The sequence below is a fragment of the Bosea sp. BIWAKO-01 genome, assembly GCF_001748145.1.
GTDB lineage: Bacteria > Pseudomonadota > Alphaproteobacteria > Rhizobiales > Beijerinckiaceae > Allobosea.
Window position 1 is genome coordinate 4136164 of the sequence record NZ_BCQA01000001.1, and the last position, 17803, is coordinate 4153966.

General features: G+C 63.3%; 18 protein-coding genes. 7 read left to right on the forward strand and 11 right to left on the reverse strand.

Annotated features, from left to right (window positions below):
* Positions 1-43 precede the first annotated feature (43 nt).
* Both BIWAKO_RS19290 and BIWAKO_RS19295 read left to right on the forward strand, forming a co-directional pair.
* Complete coding sequence (locus BIWAKO_RS19290) at positions 44-313, forward strand: usg protein (RefSeq protein WP_043237212.1); 270 nt, start codon at positions 44-46, stop codon at positions 311-313.
* 77 nt (positions 314-390) lie between these two features.
* Complete coding sequence (locus BIWAKO_RS19295) at positions 391-987, forward strand: exopolysaccharide biosynthesis protein (RefSeq protein WP_069880034.1); 597 nt, start codon at positions 391-393, stop codon at positions 985-987.
* Positions 988-999: 12 nt separating this feature from the next.
* On the opposite strand, the gene BIWAKO_RS19300 is transcribed toward BIWAKO_RS19295, so the two are convergent.
* The 6 genes from BIWAKO_RS19300 to BIWAKO_RS19325 form a co-directional block, all read right to left on the reverse strand.
* Entirely contained in the window at positions 1000-3225 is a 2226-nt protein-coding gene (locus BIWAKO_RS19300) for a putative bifunctional diguanylate cyclase/phosphodiesterase (RefSeq protein ID WP_069880035.1), read from the reverse strand.
* Positions 3226-3310: 85 nt separating this feature from the next.
* Positions 3311-4060 carry a proteasome-type protease gene (locus tag BIWAKO_RS19305; RefSeq protein WP_069880036.1) on the reverse strand — a complete coding sequence of 250 codons (750 nt, stop codon included), beginning with the start codon at positions 4058-4060 and terminating at the stop codon, positions 3311-3313.
* 102 nt (positions 4061-4162) lie between these two features.
* Positions 4163-4990 (reverse strand): transglutaminase family protein, encoded by an 828-nt coding sequence (locus tag BIWAKO_RS19310; RefSeq protein ID WP_069880037.1) that lies wholly within the window; start codon positions 4988-4990, stop codon positions 4163-4165.
* An 84-nt stretch (positions 4991-5074) separates the two neighbouring features.
* Positions 5075-6016 (reverse strand): alpha-E domain-containing protein, encoded by a 942-nt coding sequence (locus tag BIWAKO_RS19315; RefSeq protein ID WP_069882628.1) that lies wholly within the window; start codon positions 6014-6016, stop codon positions 5075-5077.
* 73 nt (positions 6017-6089) lie between these two features.
* Positions 6090-7505: a circularly permuted type 2 ATP-grasp protein gene (locus tag BIWAKO_RS19320; RefSeq protein WP_069880038.1), complete on the reverse strand. Its 1416-nt coding sequence runs from the start codon at positions 7503-7505 to the stop codon at positions 6090-6092.
* 197 nt (positions 7506-7702) lie between these two features.
* The gene (locus BIWAKO_RS19325; RefSeq protein WP_069880039.1) at positions 7703-8302 is read right to left on the reverse strand and encodes a TetR/AcrR family transcriptional regulator; all 600 of its coding nucleotides are present in this window, start codon (positions 8300-8302) and stop codon (positions 7703-7705) included.
* A 128-nt stretch (positions 8303-8430) separates the two neighbouring features.
* Here BIWAKO_RS19325 and BIWAKO_RS19330 point away from each other — a divergent pair, with 128 nt between their 5' ends.
* Positions 8431-9438 (forward strand): saccharopine dehydrogenase, encoded by a 1008-nt coding sequence (locus BIWAKO_RS19330; protein ID WP_069880040.1) that lies wholly within the window; start codon positions 8431-8433, stop codon positions 9436-9438.
* A 147-nt stretch (positions 9439-9585) separates the two neighbouring features.
* Here BIWAKO_RS19330 and radC read toward each other — a convergent pair whose 3' ends face one another.
* From radC to BIWAKO_RS19350, 4 genes are all read right to left on the reverse strand, one after another.
* Complete coding sequence (gene radC / locus BIWAKO_RS19335) at positions 9586-10323, reverse strand: RadC family protein (protein WP_084651590.1); 738 nt, start codon at positions 10321-10323, stop codon at positions 9586-9588.
* On the reverse strand, positions 10320-11144 hold the full coding sequence (gene map, locus BIWAKO_RS19340) for a type I methionyl aminopeptidase (RefSeq protein WP_069880041.1): 825 nt from the start codon (positions 11142-11144) through the stop codon (positions 10320-10322). The genes radC and map overlap by 4 nt, the downstream gene beginning before the upstream one ends.
* A 91-nt stretch (positions 11145-11235) precedes the next feature.
* Positions 11236-11853, reverse strand: coding sequence for a hypothetical protein (locus tag BIWAKO_RS19345; protein ID WP_084651592.1), 618 nt, complete (start codon positions 11851-11853; stop codon positions 11236-11238).
* 36 nt (positions 11854-11889) lie between these two features.
* Positions 11890-13284: a selenium-binding family protein gene (locus BIWAKO_RS19350; RefSeq protein WP_069880043.1), complete on the reverse strand. Its 1395-nt coding sequence runs from the start codon at positions 13282-13284 to the stop codon at positions 11890-11892.
* A gap of 212 nt (positions 13285-13496) precedes the next feature.
* Here BIWAKO_RS19350 and BIWAKO_RS19355 point away from each other — a divergent pair, with 212 nt between their 5' ends.
* From BIWAKO_RS19355 to gpt, 4 genes are all read left to right on the forward strand, one after another.
* Positions 13497-14354: an FkbM family methyltransferase gene (locus BIWAKO_RS19355; protein ID WP_069880044.1), complete on the forward strand. Its 858-nt coding sequence runs from the start codon at positions 13497-13499 to the stop codon at positions 14352-14354.
* A 220-nt stretch (positions 14355-14574) separates the two neighbouring features.
* The gene (locus BIWAKO_RS19360) at positions 14575-15333 is read left to right on the forward strand and encodes a competence/damage-inducible protein A (protein WP_069880045.1); all 759 of its coding nucleotides are present in this window, start codon (positions 14575-14577) and stop codon (positions 15331-15333) included.
* Positions 15334-15633: 300 nt separating this feature from the next.
* Complete coding sequence (locus BIWAKO_RS19365; protein ID WP_084651594.1) at positions 15634-16086, forward strand: methyl-accepting chemotaxis protein; 453 nt, start codon at positions 15634-15636, stop codon at positions 16084-16086.
* Positions 16087-16201: 115 nt separating this feature from the next.
* The gene (gene gpt, locus BIWAKO_RS19370) at positions 16202-16711 is read left to right on the forward strand and encodes a xanthine phosphoribosyltransferase (RefSeq protein ID WP_069880047.1); all 510 of its coding nucleotides are present in this window, start codon (positions 16202-16204) and stop codon (positions 16709-16711) included.
* A 71-nt stretch (positions 16712-16782) separates the two neighbouring features.
* On the opposite strand, the gene BIWAKO_RS19375 is transcribed toward gpt, so the two are convergent.
* Positions 16783-17712 (reverse strand): DMT family transporter, encoded by a 930-nt coding sequence (locus BIWAKO_RS19375; RefSeq protein WP_176733357.1) that lies wholly within the window; start codon positions 17710-17712, stop codon positions 16783-16785.
* Positions 17713-17803: the final 91 nt, after the last annotated feature.

Genomic DNA, 17803 nt, shown 5'->3' on the forward strand with positions numbered 1-17803 from the left:
AAATCGGCTACACTTTCATCGCATCGCGACGAGGGAGGGGGCGATGGTATCAGAGGACTTCATAAAGCAGCTCAAGGGCTACGGGCTGACCACGGCGACGATCCTCTATCGCATGCCGGATCATCCCAGTGTGCTGCAGACCTTCATCTGGCAGCATTACGATGTGGCGCCGCGCTTTCCGGTGCTCCGCGATTTCCTCGACTTCTGGCGTCGTGAGCTCGACGGGCCGCTGCATTCAGTGGTCGTCGCGCATTCGCGTCTGCTCAGGCCGGCCGAGATCGTGAACGTGAACGGCGTGCTGACGCTGCATTGAGCGTCTGCGCCAAGGGCGCTTGTTGGGCAAAGGGCGAGCGTGCTAGGTCGCAGCTCCCCAATGGCAGACCATCACGCTTGTCATCGCCCTTGCGCACATCCGGACTGCTGACGGCTCTCGCGACCTTACCCGGTGAGCGTATTCCCGTCGGAACCATCGTCGCAGCTCTGAAGGATCGGACCTACGCACTGCTCGTGGTCCTGCTCGGGCTACCGAATTGCCTGCCTATGCCACCGCCCATTCCGCTGGTCTGCGGGCTCGTGCTTGCCTTCGTAGCGGCGCAGATGCTGGCCGGGCGCGCGATGCCCTGGTTGCCCGAGGGGCTGCTCGGCAAAACGATCGGCAAACCGGAATTGGCGAAGGCCGTGTCGCGCGCGCTGCCTCCGCTGGTCCGGCTGGAACGGATTTCGCGGCCGCGACTGACGATGCTGGGAGGGACGGTCGCGGTCCCGATCCTGGGCCTGCTGATCTTGATCCTCGCGCTTGGCCTCGTGGTGTCGGCACCGTTCATCGGACAGATCCCGCTCGGTCTTGCCGTGTGCCTGGTGGGACTGGGTCTGGTCGAGCGCGACGGGCTGTTCATCATCGCGGGGACGCTGGTCGGTATTGGCGGCCTTGTCCTGAGCGCTGGATTTGCCTACGCGATCGTCAGCGGAATTTCCGAACTGTTCTGACGAACGGCGTCGTCAGGCCGCAACGAGACTGGCTGCGAATGGCATGTCGAGGGCGCGCAGCCGCTCGATCTCCTCAGGCGGGACCGCCTTGGAGAACAGGAAGCCCTGTAGTTCGTGGCAACCGATTGCCTGCAGGAAACGATGCTGCTCGGGCGTCTCGACGCCCTCGGCGCAGACCCGCAGGCCGAGAGCCCGGCCGAGATGCACGATCGAATGAACGAGAATCGCGGATTCGCCGGTCGTCTCCATATACTCAAGGAAGGACCGGTCGATCTTGATCTTGTCGAAGGCGAAGCGCCGCAAATAGATCAGACTGGAATAGCCAATCCCGAAATCGTCGAGCGCGAGGCCGACACCATAGGCGCGCAGATCCATCAGCGCGGCCTCGGCGGCGTCGGCGTCCTCGACGACGACGCCTTCGGTCAGTTCCAGCTCGAGACGGCTCGGGTCGAACCCGGTTTCCTCGATGATTCGGATGGTGTTCTGGACGAAATCCTTGTGGCGGAACTGCACCGGCGAGACGTTCACGGCAAGCCGCAACTCCGGCCAGTGCTTTGCCTCGAGGCAGGCGCGGCGCAGCACCCATTCGCTCAGCGGCACGATCAGCCCGCGCTCCTCGGCTATCGCGACGAACTCCGAGGGCGGCACCATGCCATGGAGCGGGTGTGGCCACCGCACGAGGGCCTCGACACCGGTGATGACGGTCCCGTCGACGGAGACCTGCGGCTGGAAATGCAGCTGCAGCTCGTCCCTTGCTATCGCCTTGCGCAGGTCTTCTTCGACCACGCGCTTCATCTGCAGCGCGCGGTTCATACGCGGCTCGAAGAAGGAGTAGCGGTTCCGGCCCTCGTTCTTGGATTGGTAGAGCGCCGTATCGGCCAGTCTGAGCAGGGTCTCGCGGTCGTGCCCGTCCTGGGGAGCGAGCGCGATGCCGATCGAGCAGCCGATCACGGTGTCGATGCCCATCAGGTTGAAGGGGCGCGTCAGCGCTTCGAGAATGCGCTCTCCCAGTACGGCGCTGCCACTGGCATCATGCAGATTGGTCTGGATGATGCCGAATTCATCGCCGCCGATGCGGGCGACGGTATCGCCAGTGCGCATGACGCCTGCGAGTCGTTCCGCGACCTGCCGGATCAGTTCGTCGCCGGCCTTGTGGCCGTAGGTATCGTTGACGGATTTGAAGCGATCGAGATCAAGCAGGAGTACTGACAATCCCATCTTGGTCCGGCTGATCTGGGCCAGCTCCTGGTCGAGCCTGAGATCGAAGGTCCGACGGTTGGGCAGAAGCGACAGTTCGTCTTGTGCGGCCAGGCGCTGGATCTGCACTTCGCGCAGCCGGATTTCATTGGCCGCTCCGCGCAGACGGCGGATCGCATAGAGCAGAATGCCTGCGAAGATAAGACCGGCTGCCGCCAGCGCCCAGATGAACTGCCGGATCATGGCATCCCCGGGGCGCTCCGGTGTCCAGGTCAACCAGGCCTTGGTGACGCCGTCGGGGGCGGCGAGGTCGCGGCGCACCAAGGGATTGGCGGGCAGCGTCCGGGTGATGCGCAGGCCGTTGATGCGATAGCGCATGGCCATCTCGTCGAGGATCGTGCTCGTCACACGCCGATAGCCGATGAGGTTGACCGGCGCGTCCTCCTTCATGAGGTGAAGATTGAGAACCTGCTCGAGATCGGCCGTCAGAATGGCCAGGACTTCGTGGCCATCATAGATCAGGCTCGAACGGAAGCCCGACATGAACCCTGCGCGAGCGGCTGCATTGTCGTTCACGGGGTTTTGTGACGGGCTCGGGAGCGTGGGATCGAAGAGGCGCAGGCCCTCGTAGCCCGCCTGATAGGCTTCGGCATGGTTCTCGACGCCTGCCAGGACGCGGCCGCTCTTGGTGACGAGATAGACGCCGTCAAATTCCTCGAAGCGCTGGCTCAGCTTCGTGAAGGCCCATCTGAGTGCTGCCGCCGGAATCGCTGGGTGGAAGGCCGCCTGAAGCGTTCCGGTCGATGCCAGGCTTTCCAACCGCAGGCGCCGCAGTCGGAGCTGGTTCTCCATCGCGGCCTCGATCCGGTCGCGCTGACGGGTCGCTTCGACGGTATTCGCGTTATGCGCAATCGTTAGGACGACGGTGATCGCTGCAGCCATGACCAGCAAAAAGGCACAGGCGAGCGTCGTCACGGTGCTGGTGAGCATCCGCGCCGAGGAGTCCGCGTTGGTCGTCTTCGCGACAGAGGGCGAATGCATCAAGGGTCTCAGAACCGTCGGAACCTGCACCTTTGCAGCCGATTCTTGATATCCGGTTGCTAAACGGGCCGGCAGACATCAAATTTCAACCTCCGGATGGTCCGTAAGGAGGTCGCGGGATCGCCTGATGTGCTGCGCGCAGTGCCGCGGACCAACGCTCGCGCAGGTCGTGGAAATAGGGCTCCCCCGCCTCGATACGCCGATTGAGCTCGGGTTCTTCGCCATCTCGCCGCATCACGATCAGGTCGATCGGCAGGCCAACTCCGAGATTCGAACGCATCGTCGAATCCATCGAGATCAGACCAACCTTCAGCGCATCGTAGAGATGGGTCTTGAAGGTTACGGCGCGGTCCAGAATCGGCTTGCCGTATTTGTGCTCGCCGATCTGGAGGAAGGGCGCGTCCATGCCGCATTCGATGAAGTTTCCCGCGCCGTAGACCATGAAGAGCCGCATGGGCTGGCCCATGATCTGGCCTCCAAAGAGGAGAGAGATATCGAATTTCAGCCCGGCCTCCGCCAGAGCCGGGCCGTCCATCTCCCTGACGGTGCGGACGGCGCGACCGACGAGCTGCGCTGCCCTAAACATCGAGCCAACGCTTTGGAGCGTATCGAGTTCTCCGGTGTCGGGATTGAGGAGTCCCTCATGAAGCAGGCTCACCACCGATTGGGTCACGGAGAGATTGCCTGCCGTCGCCAGTGCGAAGCTGCGTTCGCCCGGCCAGGAAAAGACATGCAGCTTGCGGAAGGTCGAGATGTCGTCGAGCCCGGCGTTGGTGCGGGTGTCGGCGATCATCACGAGTCCGTCCTGCACGAGAAGTCCGGCACAATAGGTCACGGAGTTGGTTCCTTCAGCTTGCCGGTCCAGGCGCGTTCATGCGCGCCGGGAAATCCTGATCGGGCCGCCCTCTGGCTGCTGTGGCGGTCGCAATCGCTTTACTTATTGATTGGCGAGCTGCGCGTTGGCAGCGCGGGCGCTGACCAGCACGGCGAGGTTTTCGCCGCTGCCGCCCTTGCGTGCACCGCGGACAGGCGCCGCATCGGCGAAATCGAGGCCGGCCGCGATGCGGACATGAGTGTCGATCGGGCACAAGCCATTGGCGCAATCGAATCCGATCCAGCCATAATCTTCGAGATAGGCCTCGGCCCAGGCATGAGCCCCTTCCGCCTCGGGCAGGGCATCGGATTGCGCGACATAGCCGGAGACGTAGCGAGCCGGAACTCCGAGCTGGCGCGCGCAGGTCATGAAGACATGCGTGAGATCCTGCGGGATGCCGCCGCGGGCCTCGAAGGCGGCTGCCGCCCCTACGCCGGTACGCTGGCCGGAACGGTCGCAGGCAAGCAAGTCGTGCAGCGCTTCAGTCAACGCGTGCATCTTGGCGAGCGGTGTCGAGTCGGCGCGCGTTGCCGCGACGGCGAAGTCGCGCAAGGCATCGTCGGGCGTCGTCAGCAAGGTATCGCGCCGGAACACTTCGGGCGGCACGCGCTCGATCGTTCCGCGAATGACACCGGCGAGATCCAGGGTCTCGATGACGCCGCCGACATGAATCGCGAGACCCGAGATCGGGCCATCGGCCGAGAAGGTATGGACGATGTTGCCATGCGCATCCTGGCCTGCGCGCAGATTGCCGTCGACGGTCGGTTCGATACGCCAGGACATCACATGCTGGCCGTCATGATCGCGCGGGGTTAGCCGCAGAATCTGCGTCAGCTGGCGTACGGGCTCGTCATAGGCATAGGTAATCGAGTGGGAAATCCTGATCCGCATGGGCGATCGCTGTCTCGACGGGCGCGTTGGTTTCCGGTCCATATCTAGTGTTCTGCGGGCGGGCAGGCGAGCCCGCCGCGTTCATTATTGCAGATACTGCTCCGAGATCGTGAGTCCGAGGCGTCCGTTCTCGCTGATGAAATCTTCGATGAATTCGTGCAGCCCGTGCTGGAAGACGGAGTCGATGCGCGCGTTCGAAAGGCTTGCCAGCGTCTTGCGGGCCTGGCGCTGAGCCGGGCCGTGCCGGCCATAGGCATCGCCGAGAGCGTCGAGGAAGCGTGAGATGTTCTCGTAGCAGGCGGCGAGCGAGCGCGGCATCCGGCGGTTGAGGATCAGCAGATCGGCGATCAGCTGCGGCTTCACGGCCTCGCGATAAACCCAGTGATAGGCAGTCAGTGCCGAGACCTCGCGGAGCACCGTCGTCCATTGGAAGTAGTCGAGCGAGCCGCCGACCTGTTCGCTCTCAGGCAGCAGCACATGGTATTTCACGTCGAGGATGCGAGCGGTGTTGTCGGCGCGCTCGATATAGACGCCCAGACGCGAGAACCAGTAGCTGTCGTCGCGTAGCATGGTCCGGTAGGCCGAGCCGTCGAAGACCAGCGAGACGTTCTTCACCCAGTCGAGGAATCGGGCGAACTCCTCGCGGTCCATGCGCTTCTTCTCGAAGCGCTGCAGTTCCAGCCAGGCGCTGTTCAGCGCGTCCCACATTTCCGAGGTGAGCGCGGTGCGTACCGCACGGGCATTGGAGCGGGCAAGCGCGAAGCAATTGCGGATCGACGACAGGTTATCCGGGTTGAAGGTGAGGAAATCGCAGACATTGCGCTCATTTGCCTCGCCATAGGCCTTGGCGAAGGTCTCTTCGCAACCGGCGGTCGCGACTGCGCTGTGCCATTCGGTCCCGGCGCCGCCATAGGACGAGGGCAAGTTGGTGAGCCGCATCGTCGCATCGAGGATGCGGGCGAGATATTCGGCGCGCTCGACGTAGCGGGAGACCCAGTAGAGGCTGTCGGCGGTGCGGGAGAGCATGGTCAGATCCGGCCTTTTCGCAATGCGCGGGGCTGCGTCCTGGAAGCGGGAATGCGGAAATGCGCTGTTGCCATCATGCATCGAGCACCCAGGTGTCCTTTGTTCCGCCGCCCTGGCTTGAATTGACCACGAGCGAGCCTTCCTTCAGCGCAACGCGGGTGAGGCCGCCGGGCACGCAGGAAATGCCGTTGGCGCCGGACAGCACATAGGGCCGCAGGTCGACATGCCGCGGTGCGACGCCGGAGGCGACGAAGGTCGGGCAGGTGGAGAGCGCCAGCGTCGGCTGCGCGATGAAGCCTTCCGGCTGCGCCTTCAGCTTCTTGCGGAAGGCTTCGATCTGGGCCTTGTTGGCGTGGGGGCCGACAAGCATGCCATAGCCGCCGGAGCCGTTGACCTCCTTGACGACGAGCTTGTCGAGATTGTCGAGCACATAGGCGTTGGCCTCCGGCTCGCGACAGCGGAAGGTCGGGACGTTCTTCAGGATCGGCTCCTCGCCGGTGAAGAACTTCACGATCTCCGGCATGTAGCTGTAGACCGCCTTGTCGTCGGCGACGCCGGTGCCGACCGCATTGGCGAGCGTAACATTTCCCGCCTTGTAGGCGCCGATGATGCCGGGCACGCCAAGCACCGAATCCCCGCGGAAGACCAGCGGGTCGATGAAGTCGTCGTCGATGCGGCGGTAGATCACATCGACACGCTTCGGCCCCTGCGTCGTGCGCATGTAGACGACATCGTCCTTGACCAGCAGGTCCGAGCCCTCGACCAGCTCGACGCCGAGCTTGTCGGCGAGGAATGAGTGCTCGTAGAAGGCCGAATTATACTGTCCGGGCGTGAGCAGGCAGATCGTCGGATCTGACGAGGCGCTGCGCGGCGCGACCGAGCGCAAGGTCGCGAGTAACTGGTCGGGATAGTTGTCGACCGGTGCGACGCGGTGCATCGCGAAGAGCTCCGGGAAGAGCCGGAGCATCACCTCGCGATTCTCCATCATGTAGGAGACCCCGGAGGGGGTGCGGGCATTGTCTTCGAGCACATAGAATGTGTCGGCATCGACGCGCACGATGTCGATGCCGGCGATGTGGCAGTAAATGCCGTGCGGCACCTGGAAGTCGACCATCTCCAACTGGTAGCAGGCGTTGCGGTAGACCAGGTCCGGCGGAATGATCCCGGCCTTCAGGCATTCCTTCGGCCCGTAGACGTCGGCGAGGAACATGTTCAGAGCAGTGACGCGCTGGCGCAGGCCCTTCTCCAGCTTGGCCCATTCCGGTTTGGTCAGCACGCGCGGGATGATGTCGAACGGGATCAGTCGTTCGGTGGATTCTTCGTCGCCATAGACGGCAAATGTAATCCCGATGCGCCGGAAGAAGAGTTCAGCCTGGCTGCGCCGCAGAGCCAGCATTTCGGGTGGGGCTTCCTTCAACCAACGATCAAGCGCTTCGTAGGCGGGCCGCAATTCGGTACCGGTACCGGTCATTTCGTCGAAGGCGACCATGTCAGGCGTCTTTCCCCATTTTGGCCAGCCTATGCGCATTCGTGACGGTTCGGAAAGGGGGCGCTTGATCACGGATAAATCGACCCGTGCCCAATCCTTGGGCAGCATCCGGGCCGATTGCGACGTGGCCCAGGTGCAGGTGGTCCTTGGCGCTTTGGGCCTGGTACGGGATGGCGCGATTTACGACGCGTCTTGGCCTAAGATGCGCCGCTCGACTGGACCAGCCGGACGATCAGCGCGGCCAGCAATTCGGTCGCTCCTGCCTCATTGGCCCTGCCGCGCAGCACCTCGCCCGACACGGATTCGGCCGCTCCGAGGATCGCGACACAGCACAGGTGCAGGTCCTCTGCGCTGAGCTGGCCGGCATAAGGAGCCAGCGCCTCGCGATAGAGCGAGATATAGCCGTCGACGAGCTCCCGCTGAACGGCCTCCATCGCTTCCGTGCCCTTGAGGGCGGCTGAAAGAGAGTGCCATTCCGGGCCGATCGACGTTGCGCAGGAGAGATAGGATTCGGCGACGGCGCGGGCGACCTTGTCGAGGCGCGGTTCCAACTGGCCGAGAGCCTCCGCCAGCGCTCCGCCCTGTTGTTCGTCGATCCGGCGATAGAGCGCGATCATCAATGCCTCGCGCGTGCCGAAATGATCATAGGCCACCGGCTTGCTGACGCCGGCCCATTCGGCAAGGCGCCCGAGCGTCAGCGCATCTGCGCCGCCCTCGCGCACCATCGTCATGGCGCAATCGAGCAACTGCTCGCGGCGTTCCATCCTGGACAGCTTCTTCGCAGGTCCCGTCGACATCGGCGTCTCCGCTTCTCCCTTTGCAGCGCAGTTGACAATGCAGCGGCGCAATCCTACTAAAAGTAACTTACTCTTGGTAGGTGATCAATAAGCCGATCGCCGCTTGGCATTCAACAGGAGACTTGTCCATGTCTACCCTCCAACGCCCCGTCCTGATCATTGGAGGATCGGGCGTCGTCGGCGGCCAGGCGGCCGCAGCGCTGCGCCGCCTGCAATTCGACCTGCCGATCGCCATCGGCGGGCGCGATCTCGCCAAGGCGCAGGTGGTTGCTCAGAAGGTCGGGCGCGCGATTGCGACACGGGTCGATCTCGACCGCCGGGATCTCGGCCAGCCGGAGGGAGCGCAGTACAGCGCCATCGTCGTCTTCGTGAAGGACGATGGCCTGAACTCGATGCGCTACGCGCAGGATCACGGTATCCCCTATATCAGCGTGTCGAGCGGCACCTTCGAGATCGGTCCGGAAGTCGCTCAGTTCATTCACGCGGCGACGAAGGCGCCGGTGCTTCTCGCAAGCCAGTGGCTGGCTGGCGCCGCGGTTTTTCCGGCCCTGGTCTTTGCCAAGGATTTCCGCACGATCGATTCCATTGCGATCGGCGCACTGCTCGACGAGCAGGATATGGGTGGCCCGGCGGCCTTGACGGACTACAACCGCATCACGGGAGCGGCACCGGCTGCGCTGACGCTGACCGGAGGCAAGTTCAGCTGGGTCAATGGCGAGGATGCCAAGGCGCGCTATCGTAGCGTCGACGGTGTCGAGCTCGAGGCAACCGCCTATTCTCCACTCGATATCGTCAGCCTGGCCGCGGTGACCAATGCCAGATCGGTGCGGCTCGACCTTGCCTTCTCCGAATCCGCCAGCCGCCGGCGCGGCGAGCCCTTCTCGACCGAAATCACGATCGCGATCGACGGCGTGCTCAGGAATGGCGAACGCAGCACGATGCGCCACGAGATCGTCCATCCCGATGGCCAGGCTCCCCTGACTGCACTTGGCGTCGCGCTCGCCGTCGAAAGGATGCTGGGGCTCGCAGGCGGCGCCGCTCCGCAGCCGGGCCTCTATCTGCCGGAGTCGATCCTGGATCCCGATTACTATGTCGGCCACATGAGGGAGTTCGGTGCTCAGTTCCGCCAGACCTGAGACAGATGGTGTTCACGGATCTAGGCGGCTCGAGGCTCCACGCCGCCTAGATCCTCTGATCGGATATCGTATCTGACCAGAGGATCTAACCTTCTGTGATTGCGTCGATTTTACCGAAATCCGCAATCCACTTTTCGGGCCGATGCCTTAGATCAACCCGAGCCCCCGGAAGCTCGCATGGCCATCGCGGCCGACGATGACGTGGTCGTGGATCACGATGCCGAGGGGCTTTGCGATATCGACGAGTTCGCGCGTCATCTTCACGTCGGCGCCCGATGGCGTCGGGTCGCCTGATGGATGATTGTGCACGAGGATGATCGCGCTTGCGGAGAGTTCCAGGGCGCGGCGCATCACCTCGCGGGGATAAACGGGAGTGTGGTCGACAGTTCCGGTCTGCTGGACCTCGTCGGCGATCAGCGCGTTCTTCTTGTCGAGGAAGAGGATGCGGAACTGCTCGCGTTCGGCAAAGGCCATCGCCATTCGGCAATAGTCGAGAACCGCCGACCAGGACGACAGCACCGGGCGTTTTGCCACCGCTCCCTTCGCCATGCGCTGCAGGGCGGCCGCGACGATCTTGAGATCCTGCGCAACGCCCGCGCCGACGCCCTTGACCTCAGTCAATCGCGCGGCCGGCGCGCCAAGCACCTCGGCGAAAGAGCCGAAGCGCTGGATCAGATCCTTGGCGAGCGGCTTCACGTCGCGCTGCGGGATCGAGCGGAACAACAGGAGTTCGAGCAACTCGTAATCGGGCAGGGCGTCGGAGCCCGACTCCTGGAAGCGGTCGCGAAGCCGCTGGCGATGGCCGTGATAATGCGGCACCGCAACGGCCGTGGGTTCTTCCGGCAGCGGGACTTGTGATCCGCGCTGACCGCCCTCTTGCTTCATCGTGCCGCGAGCGGATTGTCGCGGCCTGCCGGCGACAGTGTGAAGATCTCGCAGCCGGTCTCGGTGACACCAACCGTGTGCTCGAACTGGGCCGAAAGCGAACGGTCGCGGGTTACCGCCGTCCAGCCGTCGGAAAGCACCTTCACACCCGCCTTGCCGAGGTTGATCATCGGCTCGATGGTGAAAAGCATGCCGGGCTTGAGCAAGACGCCTTCGCCGGGGCTGCCGTAATGCAGGATGTTGGGTGCATCGTGAAAGACCTGGCCCAGGCCGTGGCCGCAAAAATCGCGCACCACCGAGCAACGCTCAGCCTCCGCATAGCGCTGGATGGCGAAACCGATATCGCCGGTCGTCGCGCCGGCGCGCACGGCCTTGATACCGCGGAGCAGGCTTTCATAGGTGATTTCGACCAGCCGTTCGGCCTTGCGGGGAATGTCGCCGACCCCATACATCCGGCTGGAATCGCCATACCAGCCATCGACGATCAGCGTGTAGTCGATATTGAGGATGTCGCCTTCGCGCAGGGGTTTGTCGTCCGGGATGCCGTGGCAGACCACATGATTGATCGAAGTGCAGATCGACTTTGTGTAGCCGCGATAGAACAAGGTCGCCGGGTAGGCGCCGTTGTCCATGGCGAACTGGAAGGCAAGCTCGTCGAGGCGCTGCGTGGTGACGCCAGGCCGGACGTGCTCGCCCAGCATGTCGAGGCCTTCTGCCGTCAGGCGGCCGGCCTTGCGCATGGCCGCAAAGGCTTCGGGGCCATGAAGTTTGATGGCCGGCTCGCGCATCCGCGCCCGTCCCAGATTTTCGTCGAATGTCATGATGGGCAAGAAGCTCCTTGCCCATCATATCTATTGCGTTTGGCCGGCTGCGCAAGATGATTGCGCAGCCGGGGCCGCGCTTTGGCGGTGCTCAGATGATCAGGCTGAGACCGGTCGCCGCCAGAGCGATGATCCAGAGCGTGTCGAGATTGATCCAGCCTCGCCGCAGAAACGCCAGACCAAGCCATTCGTAAACGATGGCAGCAATTGCAGCTGTTACCGCGAGCATTGCGGCCATATGCAGGCCGATGGCGGCCAGCGAAACGGGCAGCGACCCCATGGCGGTCAGTTCCCGTGCCGGTGTGGCAGCGAGGCAGAGCGGGATGATGACTGGCACCAGCATCAGGCCGGCACCGTGGCTGGTCGCCATCAGGAATGACCAGACGCCGAGTCCGGCAAGCCCTGTCTGCATGCCGACGCGAACGCGATGCCTGTGTCCGAAGAAGGCATGGGAGGTCGCCCAGCCTAGAAGCAGAAAGCCGGCAACCCTTTGCAGTGCTTCGTGGTCGATGATGGTCCCGACGACAACAACCGCTGCGACCATCACGGCGACCGAGGCCGCGTGCCCCAATGCGATCGGAAGGAGCGACAGCCAGAGCACGCGGCGGCTCTCGCGGTGCAGTCCGAGCGCAACTGCAAAGAGCCAGCCCATGGCCGGGTTCAGGCCATGAAAGGCCCCGAGCCCGGCGAGCACGAGCCAAGGCGACATGTCAGCCTCCCGTCGGAGCATCCGGCACCAGGGGCATCAGGGATAGCAATAGGAATCGGACGAACAGTCGCCACCCTCCAGCCTGACCTGGTGAGGTCGGTGCCCTTTGGGCCAGTCGAGGAAGAACCTGTCGTCGAAGCGGATGCCGCCCTTTTCTGCGACATCGAGTTTCACCATCCAACCGTCAATTCCATCGGGATAGAACTGCGGGTCGATGGCCCCGTAGAGCGAGTTGGTGAAATAGACCCGCTTACCGTCGCGACTGATCTCGACCATCTGCGGGCCGCCGTTGAGTTGGCCGTTCTTCGCTCCAGGGTGGGAAGTGCGGGAAACGATGCCGCCGATGCGGACCCTTCCGGTTTCCACAGGTTTGAACGGATCCGACACGTCGTATTGAATCATGTCGCCGGTGCCCCAGCACGAGACATAGAGGTAGCGATCGTCCATCGAGAGATCGATGTCCGTGACAAGGGGGGCGACGGCCTTGAAACCCTTCAGGACCGGCGGCAGGAGATCGGGATCGGCCGGCTCCGCCGGGATCTCGATGACTTTCCTGACGGCCCATTTCGAGCCTTCGCGATACCAGGTCCAGATCGAGGCGGAGAGATCCTTCAGGCTGATGACGCAGCCGACGAAGCCATAAGCCTTCCTTGGGTCATGGGCCGGGCGCAGTTCGAAGACGAGCTGATGCTCCTCGCCGAAATCGATCTCCTGTTGATGCTTCCGCGTGTGCAGGTCCCAAAAATGCAGGCGCCGCCCGTATTTGCTGCCGAGGAGTACTTCCGGAACCAGCCCATTCTCGAACGTATCCGGTGTACCCCACTCGCTGGTCACCATGGTGTCGTGGCCAAGATGCCACCAGAAATCATAGGCGAGCTTCTGGGGGCCCCGGTCCATCTCCCATTGTCCAAGCACGTCGAAACTGACGGGGTCGAGCAGGAAGATGCCGCCGGGTTCCTTGCCTTCGGCATTGCCGAGCGCGTTCACGTAAATGCCCTCCGGCCCGCAATGAATGGTGTGCAGCCGTGAATACCGGGCCTTCTCGGCGATCTCCTGGGGCTCGATGACCCGTACGATTGTCGGTTTCCTCGGGTCGGGGCGGGTGTCGATGATATGAAGTCGCGACGAGCGCAGGCCGGGAACGATGAGGTAGCGTCGCTCCATATGGGGGTGCGGCGCGTTCGGGCACAGGCAGGACGAGCAGGCATTCCAGCCGAAATGGTGCAGCTCATCGCCGGTATTCGGCATCTCGACCTGGCCGACGATCTGAGCATAGCTGGAAGAAGCGGGGTCGACGTCGACGACGGCGATCGCGTCGGGCCTTCTGCGCTCCGGATCGAAAGATGCCACGTAGGCCAGCCGCTCGGCGGGCGCCTTGGCAGCCAGCCGCGGCGAAGAGTAAAAGGAAGGATCGGGTCGCCAGCTTACCATGATCAGTCTCCCGAGCACCCCAGCACTCCGGACAACAGGCTTCTGTATAGCCTAGACACGGCGTTGCGGCTTGCTGTTTTCGAGCTCGACACGGAGGCAGGCTACATGATCCGCGAACGCCAGGCTGGGCCGTGGCGGGGCGGAGGCGCCAGGGCCTCTGGATCGATCAAGTTGCTGGCGCGTGACGGCTTTGACGTGTATCAGGCGCTGCAATGGCAATGAACGACATCCAATCGACGGAAGCCCGTCCCTACGGCGCTTTCGCACCTCAGGGCCTCGTGGCCCGGATCATCAACTGGACACGCGGGGCTCCGGACAGCTACCTCGGCCGCAAATTCGCCTATGCGCTGCGCCGCATCGGGTTGAGTTCGCTCGCGGGCCAGCCGGTCGATATCGAGGCGCTTGGCGTCCAGATGCGCCTCTATCCAGACGGGAATGTCTGCGAGAAGCGCGTATTGTTCACGCCGCAATATTTCGATCGTTTCGAGCGGGAATTGCTGACGGGGCGGGCACGCCAGCGCGAAGGCTTCCGCTTCATCGATATCGGCTCGAATATTGGCGCCTATTCACTTTGCGTTGCGGCGGCAGCCGGGCCGGGAGCGCGGATCCTGGCGGTCGAGCCGCAGCCCGAGATCTTTTCGCGCCTGACATTCAATATCGCGCAAAATCCGTTTGGCTCGGTCAAGGCCATTGCTTGCGCGTTGGCCGACAAGCCAGGCGAGCTGACGCTGTTTCTCGACCCGTCCAACCGTGGCGAGTCCAGTGTTCGCATCCTGCGCTCCAGCACCGGCAGCACGGTTCGCGTGCCCGCGACGACACTGCTCGCCCTGATGGAGAACGAGGGTTATGACCGCCTCGACGCGGTCAAGCTCGATGTCGAGGGGGCCGAGGACCTGATCCTCGAGCCGTTCTTGCGCGATGCGCCCGAAGCGCTCTGGCCAGAGCTGATCATCATCGAGGATTCGCGTAACCGTTGGCAGAGCGATCTCATCGCCTTGCTGACCGCGAGCGGTTACGTGCTAACGGCACAGACCCGCCTCAACCTCATCTTCGAACGCAAGCGCGGCTGACGTTTTCGCTGCTGTTCAGCGCCTCATGCATGGCGGGCAGGCCACACACGGCGTTTCTGCCGCTTGAGCCGTTTGCGCCAAGGTCCTAGCTCTAAAGCGTGATCAGGAAAGCTCATGTCGCGGCGCTCCGACCCCGGCGCGGCATGAGTGGGCGGCGGATCAGCATCATCGTCACGAGCTGGCGGCATGTCTTGCCGTCCGGCATCTGGAGGAGCCGGCCATGACCGACGCACCGCTGAATCGTCCACCCGTCACGGCCGCAATCCTGGTGATCGGCGACGAGATCCTGTCGGGGCGGACGAAGGACAAGAATATCGGCTACATCGCCGAGTATCTGACCAATATCGGCATCGAGTTGCGCCAGGTTCGTGTCGTGCCCGATTCCCTCGACGAGATCGTCTCTGCGGTCAATGCATTGCGCTCTCGCTATACGTATGTCTTCACCACGGGCGGCATCGGCCCGACCCATGACGACATCACGGCCGACTCGGTCGCTGCGGCTTTCGGCGTGCCGATCAATGTCGATCCGCGCGCGGTCGCGATGCTGTCTGAGCGCTTTCCGCCGGACCAGCTCAACGAAGCGCGCATGCGCATGGCGCGCATTCCCGAGGGCGGGGAGCTGATTGCGAACTCCGTCTCGAAGGCTCCGGGCTTCATCATCGCCAATGTCATCGTCATGGCGGGCGTGCCGGCGATCATGCAGGCGATGCTCGACGTGGTCGGACCCACTCTCAAGACCGGAACGCGCATTCTGTCCGACACGGTGCGGGCAGGGCTGCGTGAAGGCGATATCGGCACGGCTCTCGGCGAGATCGCTCAGGCTCATCCGCAGGTCGCGATCGGCTCCTATCCCTTCTGGTCCGAGACTGGTCCTGATACGAATGTCGTGGTGCGCTCGCGCGATCCTGAGAAATTAGATCAGGCGATGGCGGCGGTGAAGCAGATGGTCGAGCATGAACGCGCTCGATTACGTCGGTGACGTCTTTCATTTTTTGAGTTATTTTTGATTATATATTTGGAGATGTTCTTTTTATTAGATTGGTTTCTTTTGATAATTGCCAGAGTCAATCGATCTTATGTCTATATGAATAAAAATCTATAGTTTTCGATGTATTTCTTGCTGTGAATGCAGCGCTAATTGTGTATTTTGAACCATTTATAAACCGCCATAATTTACCCTCAACTTGCGGTCGGCTTGCCGGCAGCGCTCATGTCGACGCGGCGGTTCCGGGGGGAACGGTGTCGGTGCGGGCTGCATGTGTCCGGCCCCTGATCGCCAATTCGAGCGAGCAGATCCCATACCGGCGTCAGTCTGGTGAAGAATGCCGGCGCGACGCTTCAGGAGATCGTCTCGGCTGCGAGCCGCGTCGCCTCGACGGTCAACGAAATCTCGGAAGCAACGGCCGAGCAGGCCAATGGTATCGATGAGATGGCCAGGACCGTCGCTCATATGAACGAGATCACCCAGCAGAGCGCCCTGCTTGCCGATGAGAGTGCGAAGGTGGCGCAGGAGCTGAGGCAGGATACCGAGCGCTTGAGCGCGATGGTCGCAGCATTCCGGCTGCAAGATGGCGGACCAGGCTTCGAGTCCGTGATTGCGCGCCAGATCGTGCGGAGGGCGCCACATCTCACCAGGTCCATTCCCGCTCCGCCTTCGCCGCCTGCCGAGGGGGTGCCGAAGCTGAGGCGCGTCGTGTCAGGAGGCACTGCCGATGGCTGGTCGGAGTTCTGACACCCGCTGAAACACGACCGATTGGGGATGAAGCGGAACGCGCCTCTTGCCAGCGCCCCGCTTATAGGCTTTCCGGATTGTCACAGAAACCGTGACAGCCGCTCCGGAGCCCCCAATGGCCGAACCGACCTCCAACAAGGCCTTCCCCGTCTCCTGGGATCAGTTCCATCGCGACGCGCGCGCGCTCGCCTGGCGGCTGGCCGAAAAGGGGCCCTTCGAGGCCATCGTCTGCATCACCCGCGGTGGTCTGGTACCGGCGGCGATCATCTGCCGCGAACTGGGCTTGCGCCTGATCGAGACGGTCTGCGTTGCGAGCTACCACGACTACAAGAACCAGTCCGAGCTCAAGGTGCTGAAGGACGTCGCTCCCTCGATCAGGGCGATCGGTGACGGCAAGGGGAAGGGTGTTCTGGTGGTCGACGACCTCACCGACACCGGGAAGACGGCGCGTGTCGTGCGCGAAATGCTGCCCAATGCCCATTTCGCCACGGTCTATGCGAAGCCGGCCGGGGTGCCGACGGTCGACACTTTCGTGACCGAGGTCAGCCAGGACACCTGGATCTATTTTCCCTGGGATATGGGACTGGCCTATGTCGAGCCGATCGCCAAGGATCACAAGGGCTGAGCCCGGGCTTCGCTGCTTGAGAAGTCATTCCGGGCGCAGCAACGTGTCTGGAACGACCGGGCAGGGGCTCGTTACGCCAGACTGCGCGCGCGCAGCGCGATCAACATGCCGGTGATTGCGAGGGCCATGCCGGCGATTTCGATCGGGGATGGTCGCTCGCCAAGCAGGAGCGCACCGGCGAGCGCGGTGACGACCGGCACCAGCGGCAGGAACAGGGCCGCCCGCCCGGCGCCGAGGATCGCGACGGCCTGCGTATAGAGAAACAGCGCGAAGGCGCCGACCAGCAATCCTTGATAGATCGCCTGGAGCGCTATGGCTGAAAGTGCCGCCTGCGCCAGATGCACGGGCATCACCAGTGCGACGAGCGGCAGGAGCGGCACCGACAGCAGGCATGTCGCCATGGTGACTTCGATCGCATCAGCACCCCAGCGCCGGCAGAGCAGGCCGAAGGCCGACCAGAGCAGGGCGATCAGCACGAAGAGCATGTCGCCGATCCAGGCGCCTTCGCGCGTCGGCGTGTTGGCGAGGGCCTCCATCGAGAACAGCGCGACGCCGAGAACGATGACGCTGAGACCGGCGAGGCGGGCCGTGCTCGCGCGCTCGCCGAGCACCCACCATGCGAGCAATGCGGTGCAGACCGGGATCAGTCCGGGCGAGATGACCGAGGAATGCAGGGCGGGGGCGAAATGGGCGCCGCCGACGAGGATCAGGCTGTAGGTCGGGCCGACGATCGCGGTCAGGATGAGGGCTCGCCGCCAGCCGAGCTTGCCGACCGGAAAGGGCTTCATGCGCCTGAGCGCGAAGGGCACCAGCACAAGCGCGGCGGCTGCAAAGCGCAGGATCGTGACATCGGCAGCGGTCATGCCATCCGCGACTGATTGCCGTGAGATCACGGCCTGAATGCCCCAGATCGCTGCCGCCAGGATGCCGCAGGCAAAGCCGAGCCAGGGGCGTTGCTGCCTGGCGAGAGGCAGCGGGTGCGGCCGGATGGCTTGGTTCACGCGAAAACTCTCGGAGGGGCGGCGAAGCAGCGCCATATGCGGGCTGTCGACATACAGCGACAAGCGCGGTGGACAGGCGACGGGGCTGTTG

Excerpts from the sequence above, each read along its gene's own strand:
- BIWAKO_RS19290 (WP_043237212.1), top strand. The coding sequence starts at position 44 with ATGGTATCAGAGGACTTCATAAAGCAGCTCAAGGGCTACGGGCTGACC.
- BIWAKO_RS19300 (WP_069880035.1), bottom strand. The coding sequence starts at position 3,225 with ATGCATTCGCCCTCTGTCGCGAAGACGACCAACGCGGACTCCTCGGCG.
- BIWAKO_RS19310 (WP_069880037.1), bottom strand. The coding sequence starts at position 4,990 with ATGCGGATCAGGATTTCCCACTCGATTACCTATGCCTATGACGAGCCC.
- BIWAKO_RS19315 (WP_069882628.1), bottom strand. The coding sequence starts at position 6,016 with ATGCTCTCCCGCACCGCCGACAGCCTCTACTGGGTCTCCCGCTACGTC.
- BIWAKO_RS19320 (WP_069880038.1), bottom strand. The coding sequence starts at position 7,505 with ATGGTCGCCTTCGACGAAATGACCGGTACCGGTACCGAATTGCGGCCC.
- BIWAKO_RS19325 (WP_069880039.1), bottom strand. The coding sequence starts at position 8,302 with ATGTCGACGGGACCTGCGAAGAAGCTGTCCAGGATGGAACGCCGCGAG.
- BIWAKO_RS19330 (WP_069880040.1), top strand. The coding sequence starts at position 8,431 with ATGTCTACCCTCCAACGCCCCGTCCTGATCATTGGAGGATCGGGCGTC.
- radC (WP_084651590.1), bottom strand. The coding sequence starts at position 10,323 with ATGAAGCAAGAGGGCGGTCAGCGCGGATCACAAGTCCCGCTGCCGGAA.
- map (WP_069880041.1), bottom strand. The coding sequence starts at position 11,144 with ATGACATTCGACGAAAATCTGGGACGGGCGCGGATGCGCGAGCCGGCC.
- BIWAKO_RS19345 (WP_084651592.1), bottom strand. The coding sequence starts at position 11,853 with ATGTCGCCTTGGCTCGTGCTCGCCGGGCTCGGGGCCTTTCATGGCCTG.
- BIWAKO_RS19350 (WP_069880043.1), bottom strand. The coding sequence starts at position 13,284 with ATGGTAAGCTGGCGACCCGATCCTTCCTTTTACTCTTCGCCGCGGCTG.
- BIWAKO_RS19355 (WP_069880044.1), top strand. The coding sequence starts at position 13,497 with ATGGCAATGAACGACATCCAATCGACGGAAGCCCGTCCCTACGGCGCT.
- BIWAKO_RS19360 (WP_069880045.1), top strand. The coding sequence starts at position 14,575 with ATGACCGACGCACCGCTGAATCGTCCACCCGTCACGGCCGCAATCCTG.
- gpt (WP_069880047.1), top strand. The coding sequence starts at position 16,202 with ATGGCCGAACCGACCTCCAACAAGGCCTTCCCCGTCTCCTGGGATCAG.